The 16,628-nt window shown below is 34.6% G+C and carries 14 protein-coding genes; 5 read left to right on the top strand and 9 right to left on the bottom strand.

Annotation, left to right across the window (positions count from 1 at the left end; translation table 11 throughout):
* Positions 1 to 67 precede the first annotated feature (67 nt).
* Positions 68 to 1,072, top strand: a complete 1,005-nt coding sequence (locus tag N3Z16_RS08050; protein WP_282486977.1) for a serine/threonine dehydratase — start codon at positions 68 to 70, stop codon at positions 1,070 to 1,072.
* Between the two features lie 166 nt (positions 1,073 to 1,238).
* Here N3Z16_RS08050 and N3Z16_RS08045 read toward each other — a convergent pair whose 3' ends face one another.
* The 3 genes from N3Z16_RS08045 to N3Z16_RS08035 form a co-directional block, all read right to left on the bottom strand.
* Positions 1,239 to 2,258: a hypothetical protein gene (locus N3Z16_RS08045; protein ID WP_282486099.1), complete on the bottom strand. Its 1,020-nt coding sequence runs from the start codon at positions 2,256 to 2,258 to the stop codon at positions 1,239 to 1,241.
* A gap of 249 nt (positions 2,259 to 2,507) precedes the next feature.
* Positions 2,508 to 4,733: a DNA topoisomerase IV subunit A gene (parC, locus tag N3Z16_RS08040; RefSeq protein WP_282486098.1), complete on the bottom strand. Its 2,226-nt coding sequence runs from the start codon at positions 4,731 to 4,733 to the stop codon at positions 2,508 to 2,510.
* Between the two features lie 37 nt (positions 4,734 to 4,770).
* The gene (locus N3Z16_RS08035) at positions 4,771 to 6,348 is read right to left on the bottom strand and encodes a SurA N-terminal domain-containing protein (protein ID WP_282486097.1); all 1,578 of its coding nucleotides are present in this window, start codon (positions 6,346 to 6,348) and stop codon (positions 4,771 to 4,773) included.
* A gap of 77 nt (positions 6,349 to 6,425) precedes the next feature.
* Between N3Z16_RS08035 and tpiA the strand changes: the two genes are divergently transcribed.
* Genes tpiA through kdsA form a run of 3 tightly spaced genes read left to right on the top strand, consistent with a single transcriptional unit; the run spans position 6,426 to position 8,364 of the window.
* The gene (gene tpiA, locus N3Z16_RS08030; protein ID WP_282486096.1) at positions 6,426 to 7,136 is read left to right on the top strand and encodes a triose-phosphate isomerase; all 711 of its coding nucleotides are present in this window, start codon (positions 6,426 to 6,428) and stop codon (positions 7,134 to 7,136) included.
* A 24-nt stretch (positions 7,137 to 7,160) separates the two neighbouring features.
* A complete protein-coding gene (secG, locus tag N3Z16_RS08025; protein ID WP_223938787.1) occupies positions 7,161 to 7,481 on the top strand; it encodes a preprotein translocase subunit SecG in 321 nt (106 codons plus the stop codon).
* 58 nt (positions 7,482 to 7,539) lie between these two features.
* Positions 7,540 to 8,364 carry a 3-deoxy-8-phosphooctulonate synthase gene (kdsA, locus tag N3Z16_RS08020; protein WP_282486095.1) on the top strand — a complete coding sequence of 275 codons (825 nt, stop codon included), beginning with the start codon at positions 7,540 to 7,542 and terminating at the stop codon, positions 8,362 to 8,364.
* A gap of 108 nt (positions 8,365 to 8,472) precedes the next feature.
* Here the strand turns inward: kdsA and N3Z16_RS08015 are convergent, their stop codons facing one another.
* From N3Z16_RS08015 to recA, 6 genes are all read right to left on the bottom strand, one after another.
* Positions 8,473 to 8,757, bottom strand: a complete 285-nt coding sequence (locus N3Z16_RS08015; protein ID WP_223938804.1) for a GNAT family N-acetyltransferase — start codon at positions 8,755 to 8,757, stop codon at positions 8,473 to 8,475.
* 35 nt (positions 8,758 to 8,792) lie between these two features.
* Positions 8,793 to 8,924: a hypothetical protein gene (locus tag N3Z16_RS08010; RefSeq protein ID WP_282486093.1), complete on the bottom strand. Its 132-nt coding sequence runs from the start codon at positions 8,922 to 8,924 to the stop codon at positions 8,793 to 8,795.
* 62 nt (positions 8,925 to 8,986) lie between these two features.
* Positions 8,987 to 10,222, bottom strand: a complete 1,236-nt coding sequence (gene fabF, locus N3Z16_RS08005; RefSeq protein ID WP_282486092.1) for a beta-ketoacyl-ACP synthase II — start codon at positions 10,220 to 10,222, stop codon at positions 8,987 to 8,989.
* Between the two features lie 160 nt (positions 10,223 to 10,382).
* On the bottom strand, positions 10,383 to 10,625 hold the full coding sequence (gene acpP, locus N3Z16_RS08000) for an acyl carrier protein (protein ID WP_282486091.1): 243 nt from the start codon (positions 10,623 to 10,625) through the stop codon (positions 10,383 to 10,385).
* Positions 10,626 to 10,812: 187 nt separating this feature from the next.
* Entirely contained in the window at positions 10,813 to 11,538 is a 726-nt protein-coding gene (gene fabG, locus N3Z16_RS07995; protein ID WP_282486090.1) for a 3-oxoacyl-ACP reductase FabG, read from the bottom strand.
* A gap of 25 nt (positions 11,539 to 11,563) precedes the next feature.
* Positions 11,564 to 12,595: a recombinase RecA gene (recA, locus tag N3Z16_RS07990; protein WP_282486089.1), complete on the bottom strand. Its 1,032-nt coding sequence runs from the start codon at positions 12,593 to 12,595 to the stop codon at positions 11,564 to 11,566.
* A 560-nt stretch (positions 12,596 to 13,155) separates the two neighbouring features.
* Here recA and dnaE point away from each other — a divergent pair.
* Entirely contained in the window at positions 13,156 to 16,623 is a 3,468-nt protein-coding gene (dnaE, locus tag N3Z16_RS07985) for a DNA polymerase III subunit alpha (RefSeq protein WP_282486088.1), read from the top strand.
* The last annotated feature ends 5 nt before the right edge of the window (positions 16,624 to 16,628 follow it).

Here is a 16,628-nt window from a genome sequence, read left to right as displayed (position 1 = left end):
AAAATCAAGTAGCTGCTCTCGCTAAATTATTAGCGTAGCTTATTTAAGCAGAATATAAAAACTAAAAATAGGATTTCTAGTGCAAACTCCAGATATGGTTGCAAAGGCTTATAACAGAATTAGCGGTTACGTTCATAATACTCCTCTTTTATATTCTGAGACCTTAAATAAAATAGTAGGTAGTCAGGTTTATTTTAAAATGGATGCGACGCAAAAAACCGGTTCTTTTAAAATAAGAGGCGTACTTAACCATCTTCTGGCTCTTAAAGAAAGCAATAAAATGCCTGGCAAAATTGTTGCTTATAGCACAGGTAATCATGCACTTGCCATGGCCTATACTGCTAAATTATTTGGAATTCATGCAAGAGTGTATTTACCACAAAACGTTTCTCCTATCAAAAAAAGAATTGCTAAATATTACGGGGCTGAGGTAATGGAAGTAAAAACCCGCTTAGAAGCAGAGAGCTTATCAAAAAAAGATGGAGATAACGGTTTTTATTATTTACATCCTTCTGACGATGACCAGACAATAGCTGGAGCTGGTACTATGTGTTACGAAGCTTTAATAGAAATGAAAAAGCGTAATCTCAAAATGCCAGATGCAATATTTGCTTCCTGTGGAGGAGGCGGGTTACTTGCTGGAACTTATCTGGCCAAGAACTTATTATCTCCTTCCTCAAAACTCATTGGTGCTGAACCTGAAATTGCCAACGATGCTTACAAATCATTACAATCTGGAGAAATTAACCGATTTGACGATTCTCCCAAAACCATAGCCGATGGCCTTAGAGCTCTTTCAATATGCCAAAGGACATTTAATTATTTAAAAAAATTGGATGGTTTTTGCACCTGTAGTGAAGAATCAATTTACTATTGGACCGCATGGCTTATGCAAACAACAAAGGTTACTTGCGAACCTTCCGCAGCTATTAGTATGGCAGCTGCATATAATTGGCTGAAAGAAAATAGTGCCAAAAAAACTATTCTTATCCTCATTTCTGGAGGAAATATCGACCCCAGTCTTTATCACGATCTATGGAATCAGGACCACCTAGCGATACTACCGGAATAAATTTTATACAGTGAAATAAATTTGGTTAAAGCAGGCAATAACCATTATTTAAGGCAAATTGTACTGTTTTTAACATAAAAAAAAGAAATCCAGATTTAAGAATTATTTTTCTGGATTTCCTTTATGGTTAGAATTAGCTGTAATTCAATTATAATTGAAACAGAAATTATGCAATAGCATCTAGCAAATCTTCATGGTTACCATGATCTCCGGCAATAGCAACATCATCTGTATTATCCTCAAAAGAACCACCAATATCTAGTTCACTTCTATCCATTGGCTCAATTGCTTTAAGACGATCTTTATAGTCTTTTGCTATAGCTTGTAACTCATTATATTCATCTTCAAGCCTTGCTACTTCTTCTTTAGTTTGAGCCTCGTAACTTTTAAAACTCCATTTTGTTGTCTTAAAATTTGCCAACTTTTCTTTCACATAACCGTCAACACTCTGGTCTGAAAGCTTAAGGGCAAGAGCTTTCACTAAAAGTGCCTGACCATCCTGGTGATTCCCGTACTCTTTAAGCACTTGCCTATAAATATCCCCATCAGTAAGATATACAACAGGGACATCTTCTATAATCTCATTGCTGTAAACTTTCAGTCCATCTTCAGTTTCTACAAATCTTGATATTAGTTGTGTATCAGTTTCCTGGATTTCCCTGCCTACTATTGTATATGACATATTATCATTTTGGTCATATTGTGTTTTGACAATAGCTTGCAAAGTAAATGGATTGGTTATTTTTTTTGCATGACTACCCTCAATAACATGGCCTGTACTAATATCGATATTATTTCTATCTATTATTGCTATATTGGTCCAAGTTGATACATCGCTAATATCTTCTATATCAGCTGTTGCTAAAAACATTCCTTCTTTGTCTGTCAATGCTTTTAAATTCTCTAGAACTTCGATTTCTTTATCATATGATTTTTTAATTTTGTAACCATACCAGTATCCGCTAAGTGTAGCAACTCCGCCTATTGCCTTACCGACAACACTAGGTATAAGAGCTGTATTGTAAGCTTGAGAAGCAATTATCCCACCTGCCACTGTACTAGTTAAGATCGTTGCATTAGTCTCTACTTTTTGCCAGAACTTTTGTTTATTAATAAGTTTTTGGAAAGTTGTTCCACTTGGGCTTTTTGGTAAATATGTAGTAAGTCTACTAACTATATTAAACATTACGTTCTCCAGTTATTTATTTTTGTTAACTTATTGCAATGCAGTTTTAGTTCAAGTATTAACAAAAGTCAACTTATTATTTTGATTCTTTGATAATAATTAGAAATATAACCTTTTTAAAATAGGAGAAAAAAGTAAAACCAGTTTATTTAAGTCGTAGATTAGGTAGTATATAATCAGTTATGTTGTATAAATTATTGTCTAAATATAATTAAGAATCATTAACTACGTTTTGGTCAGATAATAATTTTAACTAAACTTATTATCTTTAGGAAAGCCTGTTGGGGGCATTTTTCCTATACTACCGCGTTTAGCTCGCCAAGACATTATCTGCGTTTTAAGACGAGTTTTATTCCCCAGTGTCCAAGAAAGCCCCTCTCCAGAATTAAATACTTTCAGGTCACTAAGCTCGGCATCTCGATATTTCTGCAAGGCCACACCTTGCCCTCTTTTGAGCTCTGGTATTTCCTCAATTGCAAATACTACTAACTTCCGATTAGTACCGATTACTGCTACCATATCTCCTTTATCTAAAGGCTTGCACATAATACATTTATGATCACCGGTTATTTGCATGATTTGTTTTCCTCCTTTTGTACCGGCAATTACATCATCTGAGTTTACTATAAAACCTTTACCGTTACTTGCAGCCACTAATATTTTCTGACGAGATTTATATGGTATAATATTTACTATTTCATTGTTCTCTATTTCAATCATTAATTTTATTGATTCTCCTGAACCTTTACCTTTAGCAATATTATCAGCAAGAATGGTGAAAAACTTGCCATTAGCAGCGCTAATAATTATATTATCGGTAGTGTAAGTCTCTATATTAAATTGTTCCTCGTCTCCTTCTTTATATTTGATATGGCTTAAATCTAGATTATGACCTTTCATACTGCGAATCCACCCCATTTTAGAACAGATAATAGTAATAGGCTCTTTCTCAATAAAAGCAGAAATATCCACTACTTGAGCAGCACCTTCTATTTGTTCAAAAGTAGTTTTGCGTGCTCCTAGGCTGGTATTTAAGCCAAATCTCTTTTGCAAAATTTTCAGCTCATTTTTAATTAACTGCCATAATTTTTTTGGGTCGTCTAAAACCTGGGAATACCCCTCGTGTTTCTTCTGAAGTTCATCATGCTCAGAATTAATTTGTTCTTCTTCTAGTTTTCTAAGAGATCTAAGTTTAATATTTAAAATAGCTTCAGCTTGCGTATCAGTAATTTTGAACTGTGCCATCATTTCTTGTTTGGGATGATCTTCCTCTCTGATAATCCTTATAACTTCGTCAATATTGAGATAAGCAATTTTTAAAGCGGCAAGTATCTCAAGTCGTTCTTCTATCCTTTTTATTTCAAATTTGGTACGCCTTGTTACTATTATCTGGCGATAGGACAGAAATTCTTTTAGCACTTCAAGAAGATTCATTACTCGTGGAGCTTTATCAGAGGCAAGGACATTCATGTTTAAATGAATACGAGACTCAAGAGCTGTCTGCCTGAAGAGAGATTCCATAACAATTTCAGGTAAGCAGTTTCTTCCTTTGGGCTCTATAACAATTCTTATTTCTTCGGTAGATTCATCTCTAATATTACCGATAAGCGGTAACTTTTTATCCCTAAGTAGGTTGGCAATATGCTCGATTAATTTTGACTTTTGAGTTTGATAAGGAATTTCCTTTATAACAATTTGGTACAGACCATGGCTAAAATTTTCTCTTTCCCAGCGGGCTCTAACTCTAAAACTTCCTCTGCCAGTTTTATAGGCTTGGATTATGATATCTGGAGAATCAATGATTATACCACCGGTCGGAAAATCCGGTCCTTTAATAAACTTCATTATTTCTTCAGTTTTATTAACACCAGAATTATCAATTAAGTAAATAAGCGCATCACATAACTCATGTAAATTATGCGGGGGAATACTAGTTGCCATCCCAACAGCTATTCCTTCAGAACCATTAGCAAGTAAGTTGGGGAAAGCTGCAGGCATTAGTTCTGGTTCAGTATCAGAATCATCGTAAGTAGGGCGAAAATTCACCGTGTCCTTATCTATGTCCTCCATAAGCATAGTGCAAATTTCAGTCATTCGTGATTCAGTATAACGCATAGCAGCTGCGTTATCTCCGTCAATCGACCCGAAATTACCTTGGCCATCTATAAGTGGATATCTTAAAGAGAAATTTTGCGCTAATCTAACAAGAGTATCATAAATCGCCGTATCCCCATGAGGGTGGTATTTACCAATTACATCCCCAACTACCCTTGCACATTTTTTATAACCAGAAGTTGGATCAAGTCTTAATTTCAGCATTGCATAGAGTAACCTTCGATGCACCGGTTTTAATCCGTCCCTAACATCGGGTAGCGACCTAGACATAATTGTTGATAACGCATACGAAAGGTAACGCTCGGAAATCGCATCTCCAAAATCAACACTTTCAATATTAGTAGCTTTTTTATCTATCATGCATTTCTCTAACTGCCGTAAACCTTCTTTATAAGCATTACATCTTCACTTTTACGTCGTTCTGTTCGGCAAGATATCCTATTAGCTCCTGCATAATACCCTCCTTAATGGTATTTTGGATCTGAATTAAAGACTTCTCCTTGATTTTCTTTGCTTTATTTAAATCTATTTTGTTATCTTTAATAAAAGCAAAATAGGCTTTATTGCCATCTTTAACTAAGCTAGTTATCTGCCCTTTTTCAGTTTTGAAGATTAAATATGCTAATTCAGGATTCATTTGTTCTTTCATGCCGAAATCAGCCCGAGTCATAGATTTGTTACTCTCCACTACTATACCTTTATTTTTTAACAATTCTAAATTTACCTTTTTCTCTTGATAATTTTTTTGTACTTGCTCAAGAATCTTAATATTTTCACCAGCAATAGCTTTTGCCTGGAGTATAGAAGAAATTTGATCTTTTACTTCTTCAAATTCTTGTTTTCGCGAAGGGGTTATCTTAACTAGTTCTCCAAGAACAATTTTATTTTGATTTGATAACTCTAAAGGATAAGAAACTTCTCCCTCCAGCATTTCAAAAACTGAATCAGCAATTTCTGAAATATTTAAATTACTATCCTCAACCAAAACATCCTTGCTAATAGGTTTCATATTAGAAACTTTTATACCATGTTTTGCGGCAATTTCCTTTAAAGTTAAACCTGATGCTACTTCTTCTTCAAGAGATTTAGAAAATTGCGTTATTAGGTCTTCTAGCTTCGTAGTTTGTAATATTTCCCGTATCTCTTCTTTAACCACTGAATAAGGTTTATTATCAAATTCATTTTTATTTGCTTCATAATAAGCCTGCGTTTCCTTTTCTCCTAGATCGAGTTTTTTAGCAAAAAAATCTTTATCAATCGTTATATAATCAAAGCTTCTTAGTTCCGGTAGTACAAAGTTACTTTCATTATTTTTATAAAAATCCTCAAGCTCTTTACTGTCTGGTTTTTCAACTGAAGTAACATTTTTTTTATTAGCTAAATCTATACTAACAATGTCAAAATATTTAGTTTCAGCCATATAATTGATCATATTATTGATCATTATTTTAGGAGGTTGAAAAGATTGCATAAATATATCAAGCAAAGAATTTTTAATTAAACTTTTCTTTAGATTTTCTAGATACTCATCTTCCATTCTCTGGGAATTATGGAAAGCCGCCTTGAATAACTTTAAATCAAAATTACCATTTTTATTCTTAAAATAAGGTATTTTTTTAACAAAACTTATGACCGTTTCATCACTAATTTCCAGATCATATATTTTAGCAAGATAGCTAATCATTGATTCGTTTATTAGACTTGTTATTATCTGCTGATCAAGATTTAAAGCTTTGATCTGTTCTTCAGTAAGATTTATGTTGTTCTCACGCTGCAAAACTTCTATTTCTTTTGCTTTAACAGCTAAAAAAGTTTCAATAGGAATAGATTCCGTTTTACTGAAAGTAACTATATCTCCGCTCTTATTGCCGCTTAGGAAACTAGACGCGCCGATTCCAACAAAGCTTAGAGCAATTAAACCCAGTAATATCTTAACAAAAATATTATCAGCACTTTTCCGAAATTTGATTAACATAAAAATTACAATTTACTTCTTATTTATTTAATTTATAAAATAGATAGCAAATCACATAACTGCAAGGAATTTTTCCTATGGAACAACTGATTATAGCAAACTGGAAAATGAATTTGACCTTTAAAGAGGCATCAAATCTTACCAGATTCTTATCTGAGCATAATAATTGCCATAAATTAATTATCGCCTCTCCTACCCCTTATATTGCCTATCTTGCACAAAACTACCAACAATTAAGTTTTTGCGCCCAAGACGTAAGCGTCAAAAATGCTTTTGGTTCTTATACAGGAGAAAGTTCAGCTAAATTTTTTAAAAGCTGCGGGGTTAATTACTCTTTAATAGGTCATAGCGAGAGAAGAACTTTATTCGGAGAAACTAACGGAATAGTCAGAAAAAAAGCAGAAGTTTGTATTGAAAATCAAATAACTCCTATCATTTGCATAGGAGAGTCTGAAGCGCTTCGTAATAGCGGTAGTTATAAAGAATTTTTATTAACTCAGCTAGAAGAATCCCTACCTAAAACAGATAAAAGAATGATCATCGCTTATGAACCTGTGTGGGCAATTGGAACCCAAATTACCCCGACAATCGAGCAAATAACTGAAGTAGCGGAATTAATAAAAACCAAATACCAGAGTATTGTTGCAAAAACTATGCAGCTAGTGTATGGTGGATCGGTAAACTCTGAAAACTGCAAAGATATAATCAATATAAAGGATATTTCCGGTATATTAGTAGGAGGGGCTTCTTTAAATAAAGATAAATTGTTTAAAATTTTAAATTCGTAAATAACCAATATTTATTTGAAAAATATGTTAAATACTCTTCTATTTGTTCATTTAATCATTGCTGCGCTACTTGTTGTCGTGATTCTGCTGCAAAAAACCAGTACAGATGGTTTAAGCGGCATTGGTGGCGGTGGCAATAATATGGGAATAATGAGTGGTCGCTCTGCTGCCAATTTCTTAACTAGAACAACAATAATATTAGCAATAGTGTTTTTTGTGAATGCTATTATACTTGCTAATTTATCCACGCAAAAGCACAACGATTTTGCCACGAAATTAGAAAAAATTGAACACAACGAAAACAACCAAAGAGTAGAAGAAGAAACTATACCAATAGCTAAATAAGCGTTTCCACAAAGCTTCTATTTTGCAAAACCTAATCTTAAAAAAAATAAATATATTTATGGTAAATATAATAAAAATAGGAAATGTTAAGATTGCAAATAATCTACCTTTTACTTTAGCTGCCGGTCCCTGCCAAATAGAAACCCTTGATCATGCTTTATTTATGGCAAGCAGCATAAAAAAAATAACCGATAAGCTAAATATCCCTTTTATTTATAAATCATCTTATGATAAAGCAAATAGAACTTCTGTAAATAGTCCAAGAGGGGCAGGAATAGAAAAAGGCCTTAAGATATTACAGAAGGTAAAATCTGAAATTGGCTGTCCTATTTTAACAGATGTTCATAATGAAGCACAATGTTCTCTAGCCGCAGAGGTTGCAGATATTTTACAGATTCCCGCTTTTTTATGTAGACAGACAGATTTGCTAATGGCGGCTGCCAAAACCGGTAAAATCGTAAAGGTTAAGAAAGGACAATTTCTTGCACCTTGGGACATGAAAAATGTTTATGAAAAATTAAAGGCTTTTAATGCGACCGGCATTATTTTAACTGAAAGAGGAACATGCTTTGGCTATAATAGCTTAATATCAGACATGAGGGCTTTGCCGATCATGGCAGAAACAGGAGCTCCTGTCTTCTTTGATGCTACCCATTCGGTACAACAACCTGGAGGTATCGGTTCTAGCAGCGGTGGACAAAAGCAATACATCGAGCTATTAGCGAAATGCGCTGTAACTGCAGGAGTTGCAGGAATATTTATAGAAACTCATCAAGACCCTATTAATGCCCCAAGTGATGGACCTTGTATGCTTGAATTAAGTAATTTAGAAAAAGTACTTATAAAGCTTAAACGCTATGATGAACTTACAAAAGGATTATAAAATCTCACTTTAGAATAGGCAGAGTTGTATATCTGAGCATCCGTTACTTTTTAAAAATGAATTTTCATAAATCTTTCTCAAATATAATTTCATACCTTCGTGGCTTGCCTAAAAGCCAAGTTTTTCATAAAAATGTTTTGTTTGGGCTCTCTTTTTATTTGTTGTAAGACCAATAATAGAAACGTCCATATCTTTGGCATAACTAATTGCTTGGTCAAACATCCAGCTTCCTATTTTCTGGTCTCTGTATTTACCTAAGACTCGCACAGCTTCTATTTGCATACGGGTACTGCCGACAAAAGTGAGCGATGGTATAATAGTAAGGTGGCAAGTACCGATAATTTCATCGCCGTTTTCTACCACCATTAAATATTGATTTGGGTCGCTATCGATTTTTTAAAATTGCTTTTATGTAATTTTTATCAAGTTCAGCTGATTATGATTCTCTTGCCCGCCCCGCCAAGCTCATCTTCTAAGAGAAGCTCTATAATTTGATGCAAATCAGCAATTCTTGCTTTCCTGTGTATAAAAGTGCTAATATTTTCATGCTCTACGTTCATGATTTTTTATTTCAAGGCTAAGAAGATATACAAATCACATTTGTGTAATTTAAAAAAGTAAATTATATCCTTTTTAATAGCAAGCTAGCATTTGTACCGCCAAAACCAAAAGAGTTAGTTAAAGCGTAAGTGATTTCTCTTTCCTTTGCTTTTAAAGGAACTAAATCTATTTTAACATCTTCGATAGGATTATGTAAGTTAATGGTAGGAGGAGCTATTTGGTCTCTAATGGCTAGAGCGGTAAATATTGCCTCTACACTACCTGCTGCTCCAAGCAAATGACCTATAGAAGATTTTGTTGAAGACATACTGAAGTTTTTGTTATTTGCAAACAACGTTTGCACTGCATTCAGTTCAACCCCATCTCCAATTTTGGTAGAAGTTCCGTGAGCATTAATATAATCTATTTGTTCCGGTGTAACTTTTGCATCTTTTAAGGCATTTTCCATAGCCCGATAAGCTCCTCGGCCATTTGGAGCAGTAATATGGTAGGCATCACTAGTTAATCCATAACCGATTATTTCGGCATAGATTTTCGCACCTCTGGCCTTGGCATGTTCATATTCTTCAAGAACTACAACGCCAGCCCCCTCACCCATAACAAAACCATCATGGCCCTGATCCCAAGGTCTTGAGGCTTCAGTAGGATTGTCATTAAAACTTGTAGCAAGAGCCCTGGCTGCAATAAACCCAGCTACTCCTGTAGGGGTAATAGGAGCTTCAGCCCCTCCCGCTATCATCACATCAGCATCGCCATACTTGATCATCCTTGAGGCATCGCCAATTGCATGAGCACCAGTGGAACACGCAGTAGCAACAGCACTATTTGGTCCGGCAAAACCGTATTTGATTGATACGTGACCGGAAAGTAAGTTTACTAACGAGGCAGGAATAAAATAAGGACTCACTTTTCCCCTCGCTGAATTGTGAAATTCAACAGAAGTTTTTTCAATAGTACTAAGGCCTCCTATGCCAGAACCAATTATTACTCCTGTCCTATCCTTGTCATAATCTGTTTGCGGTAGAATATTGGAATCCTCCACAGCTTCTATTGCAGCTGCTATTCCAAAATGAATAAACCTATCCATTTTCCTTACATCGCCTGGATTGATATAATCCTCAGCATTAAACTCAGGAATTTCTGAAGCAATTTTACAGGGTAGTTTTTCAGTATCAAAAGTCGTAATCTTTTTTACCCCGCTCTCCCCTGCTAGAATTCTAGACCAGCTCTTAGGAACACTCATAGCTAAGGAAGTTATCATTCCAACGCCAGTTATCACTACTCTTTTAGTAGACATATTAATATCGTTTATTTTTTTTCAAATCACATTTACATCCATAAGCAAGATATTCCTAAATATATAATCTAAAATATCTTGCGATTATTTAAACGAAAACTGCGACTAGTTCATAACGTTTTTAAACTTTAATACAAAGCTTATAAAAAAGCTTTAATCTTTAGGCATTTATATGTGTTTCAACATACTTTACCGCATCTGCTACGGTGGTAATTTTACTTGCCTTATCGTCTGGTATATCGCATTCAAAAGCAGCTTCTATTGCCATCATTAGCTCAACTAAATCCAAGCTATCTGCTCCGAGATCGTCAACAAACTTTGAATCTGGAGAAATAGTGCTTTCATCTATCCTAAGAGTCTCAGCAACAGTTTTAATTATCTTCTGTTCGATATTATCACTCATAAACAAACCTCATTATCGTTTTCATAATTTGTTATTCTGCGTTAAGGCAAAATCCTAGTTTCAATCTTTTAGCACAAAAAAAATCTTTTTGCTAGAATAAAAATAAATTTATGCTGGTCAATTATTAGTTGTTTTAAAATTCTCCAAAGATATTAAATCATTCTAGATTCTTACGATTCTTCTATATTTAAACCATAAGCATACCACCATTAACATGAATAGTTTGACCAGTAATATAGGAAGATTCCGGACTCACTAAGAAAGCAACAACATTGGCAACATCATCAGGAGTTCCAAGAACCTTTGCTGGTATTTTTTGGGTAATTATCTCTTTCTGAGCGTCAGTTAAAGCGTCCGTCATATTTGAGGTAATAAAACCAGGGGCAACAGCATTAACAGTAATACCTCTACTTGCAACTTCATAAGCCAGAGATTTTGTCATACCTATTAATCCGGCTTTAGATGCACAATAATTGGCCTGACCTGGATTACCCGCAACACCGACAACAGAAGAAATGTTTATGATTCTACCATATCTACTTCTCATCATTTTTTTTATTGCTTCTCGATTTAAAACAAAATTAGTTTTTAAGTTAACATCAATTACCGCTCCGAAATCTTCTTCTGTCATTCTTATCGCCAAATTGTCACGATTTATACCGGCATTACAAACCAGAATGTCAAGTTTGTCTATATCAGTTATTAGCTGTTCTGCTGCCTTAACATCTGATAAATCACAAATCTTTATAGCATAATTATTTTCTAGTTCCTTACCTAGTTCTACTAGTTTCCCCTCGTTACTGCCGCTGATAAACACATAAGCACCAAGACCGTGTAATTTTTTTGTTATTGCTCTACCAATACTACCGCTAGCTCCGGTAATAAAAGCTGTCTTTCCATTTAAATTTGTCATCATCTCACCTAATTAATATTCCTGATTATTCGTCATTACCATTTACCATATCCTCTGCCAAAACAAAATTTGCCGGAGAACTAAGTAATTGAGTTTTTATTTTTTCTGATAACTCCTCAGCAACTGCTGGATTGTCTTTCATATATTGTTTAGCATTTTCCCTCCCCTGCCCTATTCTTACATCACCGTAAGAAAACCAAGAGCCTGATTTTTCAATAAAATCGTATTTTACTCCAATATCAATAATTTCTCCTTCTCTTGAAATACCAGATCCGTACATAATGTCAAAGTCTATAGTTCTAAACGGTGGTGCTACCTTATTCTTAACCACTTTCACTCTTGTTTGGTTACCGACAACTTCTTCTTTATCCTTAATTGACCCAATACGTCTAATATCCATTCTAATCGAAGCATAAAACTTAAGAGCATTACCTCCAGTGGTAGTTTCAGGACTACCAAACATTACACCTATTTTCATCCTGATTTGATTGATAAAAATCACTACACAATTCGTTCTGGATATAGAAGCTGTTAATTTCCTCAGAGCTTGGCTCATGAGCCTTGCTTGCAGACCCATATGGGAATCCCCCATTTCACCGTCAATTTCCGCTTTCGGAACAAGTGCTGCTACACTATCTATAACTACCAAATCAACAGCACCGGAACGAACCAAAGTATCAGTAATTTCTAAAGCCTGCTCACCAGTATCTGGCTGAGAAATAATTAATTCATCGGTATTTACCCCCACTTTTTTGGCATAAACTGGATCAAGAGCATGTTCAGCGTCAATAAATGCACAAGTTCCGCCTTTTTTTTGGGCTTCTGCGATTATATGCAGCGTTAAAGTAGTTTTTCCTGAGCTTTCAGGACCAAAAATCTCTATAATCCTTCCCTTCGGTATACCGCCAATACCTAGCGCTACATCCAGTCCTAAAGACCCTGTTGGGATAGCTTCAATATTCATTTCCTGGCGTTGGCCTAATTTCATTACCGAACCTTTGCCATAATTTTTTTCTATTTGGCTAAGCGCAGCTGCAAGTGCTCTTTCTTTATCCATAACGATCTCAATTTAAGTATTACTTTTAAACTTATATGATGATAGATAAATAAAATCCAGTAAAATCTTGAAAAACGTACAAGTTGATTTATTGTATTAATAGTGCAAGTTGTAAAGACAAACTGTAAGGTTTTTTAAAAATAATTTCTTTAAAAAACTAAAAATAAACTGATACTTGTTAAAAAAGAAGTGATGACCCCCCTCTGTTAATACTCTTACTTGGGAAAGATCGGATGTTTTCAGGGAATCACCACTAATAACCCTTACATTGACATATGCCAATGTAGTTCAAGAAGAAAGGTAACACCCTTCTTAACCTTAGGGTAGATACAAACCAGCTATTTGTACCTATGGTTGATTATAATAACTCAAAAACAGCTTGTCCACAAAAATTTTCATAATTTATAAAAATTCTTCCTAATCGTCTAAATAAGCTAGCGGAGATGATTTAAAATAGATGATAAAATAATTGGCTTACTCTAACGAAGTATAATCGATATTGATTAAGTAACTTCTTACACTATAATCAAATAAAAATAGATTCAGAATTCTAAGCAGCGATGATCCAGCCTCACGATAAATTCATCCACTTTCGTACACAAAGTTCTTATTCAATGCTCGAAAGTACAATAAAAGTTAAAGATCTTGTAGCTCTTACAAAGAAACACGGGATGAGTGCTGTTTGTTTATCGGATCGAGGTAATTTATTTGCGTCATTAGAGTTTTCCCTAGAAGCAAGTAAATCTGGTATACAACCTATATGCGGTGTCATTTTAAACATTTCTTTTAATAATAGAATCTCTCAGCAAGACTTTGCTGAGATCCTTGTAATCGCAAAGGATCAGATAGGTTATAAGAATTTGCTAAGATTAGTAAGCTATAGTTTTATTAAAAACGATCGCAAAATTTGTAACCATATAAGCCTTAATGACTTAAAAAAATATAATGAAGGTCTGATAGTTTTATCATCTTATACTAAAGGTATAGTCGGAAAGTTATTGTTAGACGGAAATTATGATACAGCCACCGAAGAAGCTAGAAAATTAGTTTCGATTTTCGGTAATAGATTCTATTTCGAGATAATGCGGCATAATTTAGCTGATGAAAAACAAATAGAAGCGCCCTACCTTAAAATAGCAAATGAGCTTTCAATTCCTTTAATCGCAACAAATCAGGTCTTATTCAGCGATATAAAAATGCACGAGGCACATGATACGTTATTATGTATTTCTCAAGGAGTTGTAAAAGATGAACAAAACAGGAAAAGAGTAAGTAATCAGTGTTATTTCAAAAGCGCTGAGGAAATGATCGATGTATTTTCTGATTTACCAGAGGCAATCGAAAATAGCATAAATTTAGCTCAAAGAATTTATGTAATGGCAGAAGCTAAGAATCCGGCTTTGCCAAATTTTACTGACGGTAGTATTTCTGAGGAAGATCTTATTAGGCAAGAATCAAAAAAAGGGCTGCAGCAAAAACTAGACGTTAAGTTTGCTTTAGACAATATTTCCAAAGAGCAAGAAGCTATAATTCGCAGCGAATATTTTACCCGACTTGAATATGAACTGGATATTATTTGTAAAATGAACTTCCAAGGATATTTTTTGATAGTTTCCGATTTTATCAGGTGGAGTAAGGAAAATGGGATTGCAGTAGGTCCCGGTCGGGGATCTGGAGCTGGTTCTATTGTAGCATGGTGTTTACAGATTACCGATCTTGACCCTATAAAATTCGGCTTGCTTTTTGAGCGTTTTTTAAATCCTGAGCGAGTTTCAATGCCTGATTTTGATATAGATTTCTGCCAGGAGCGACGGGAAGAAGTAATATCTTATGTTAGGAATAAATATGGGAAAGGAAGAGTAGGACAGATCATTACATTCGGTAAGTTGCAAGCAAAAGCCGTAATCAAGGATGTTTCGCGCGTTTTAGGACTTAGTTATAATGCTGCAGATTATTTAACCGAACTTGTGCCTTTTAATGCTGTAAATCCTGTTACCTTAAGACAAGCTATCGATGAAGTTCCAGAACTTGGGGAAGCAGCAGCAGGTCGGGGTCTGTATAATCTAAACGGGGATAACGAGCTAATCAAACAGGTTCTAGATACCGCTCTTGTTCTAGAAGGTCTGCATCGACATTCTTCAACTCATGCCGCCGGTATCGTGATTGCGAATGAAGATATGATAAAGAACGTACCATTGTATAAAGATAACAATTCTGACATGTTAATAGTGCAATATTCCATGAAATATTGTGAATTAGCCGGTCTTATTAAATTTGACTTTTTGGGCCTACAGACACTTACTGTCATTACAAAATGCCTTGAGTTGCTTAAACAACAAGGAATTAATATTGAACTAGAAAAAATCCCATTAGATGATAAAAAAACTTTTGATATGCTTTCAAAAGGGATAGGAAGTGGTGTCTTCCAGTTTGAAAGTATCGGCATGAAAAATACTCTTAGAAAACTTCAGCCAGATAACATCGATGATATTATTGCCCTTGGCGCTCTTTACCGTCCAGGCCCTATGGATAATATTCCGGCATTTATAGCCTGTAAATACGGTAAACAAGAGGCTGATTATTTGCATCCATTACTTATGCCGATTCTGAAATCCACTTATGGAGTTATTATTTATCAGGAACAGGTATTGGAAATAGCTCGTAAATTATCTGGATACAGCCTTGGTTCTGCTGATTTGCTAAGACGTGCTATGGGTAAGAAAGTAAAAAGCGAAATGGATGCGCAAGAAGAGATTTTTGTCAGTGGGGCAATAAAAAATAACATTCCTGCTGATCAAGCGAGATCAATATTCGAAAAAGTAGCAAAATTTGCAGGTTACGGATTTAACAAAGCGCACGCTTCGGCTTACGGCGTTATTTCCTATCAAACAGCTTTTTTAAAGGCCAATTTCCCTGCCGAATTTTTGGTAGCGGCAATGAATCTGGATATTGATAACAGCGATAAAATCAATATCTTTCTACAAGAGGCAAAAATTTTCGGTATTAAAATTATTGTCCCCTCAATTAATGAATCTAATGGCTATTTTAGAATTAGAAAAAATGAAGATGCTTCTAAATCAATTATATTTTCTTTCGGAGCTATTAAAAGCGTTACTGCTAATTTTGGCCACGAAATGGAAAAGATAAGAGAAAAAGGCGGAAAATTTAAAAGTATAATTGATTTTATTGAAAGAACTCCTCCCAAGCTAATTAATCGTAAATTACTGGAAAATATTATTAAAGCTGGATGTTTTGATTCTCTTCATTCCAATAGGCATACTCTGCTTATGAGTGTACAAAAATTAATGGCATATAGCCTTTCGTACCATACTGAAAAAAAATCCAGTCAATTTAGTTTAATACAAGTTAATCAAGTAAGCGAAGATATTTTAATTAATAATACAGAGGAGCTTACCGAAGAAGAACTAGCTTACCATGAATTTGAAGTAATGGGACTTTTCTTGGATAAACACCCATTATCAAGACATACTTCAATATTTGAAACATGCGGAATAAAAAATTCAGTTTATATCAAAAACGACCTAAAAGAAGGCTCTTACCTAGTAAAACTTGCCGGAGTTATAATTAAAAAGGACTCTAGGATGTCCCAACGTGGGCGATTTGTAACTATAATGCTCTCTGACCCTCAAGGTATAATAGAAGTTACCATATATAACGAAGAAATTATGCGAGATTACGCGCACTTAATGAATTTACGAGAATCCGTAATAGTTACGTGTGATGTGTTTATTGATAAAGGAGGAGCAAAAATTACTGCTAGAAGCTTCTCCTCCATAGAAGATATTATGAAAAATATAACATATGATCTCAAATTATATCCTAAAAATAGGAGCGAACTGACAAAATTGATAAATATTTTAAGTAAAAAAAGCAATTCCGAAAAAGCAAGCAGCCTAATATCAATTTTTTATCCTACCGAAAATGGCTTTTTGGCAAAAATTTCCTTACCCCAAAAGCTCTATCTTGATAGCAACGATATCTCACAATTAGACCCCTTCAAATTTTAGTATTT

The sequence above is a fragment of the Candidatus Megaera polyxenophila genome (assembly GCF_029982035.1).
GTDB classification, from domain to species: Bacteria; Pseudomonadota; Alphaproteobacteria; order Rickettsiales; family Rickettsiaceae; genus Megaera; species Megaera polyxenophila.
The sequence above is the reverse complement of the archived record's forward strand: the minus strand, read 5'-3'. Positions and strand labels throughout refer to the sequence as shown.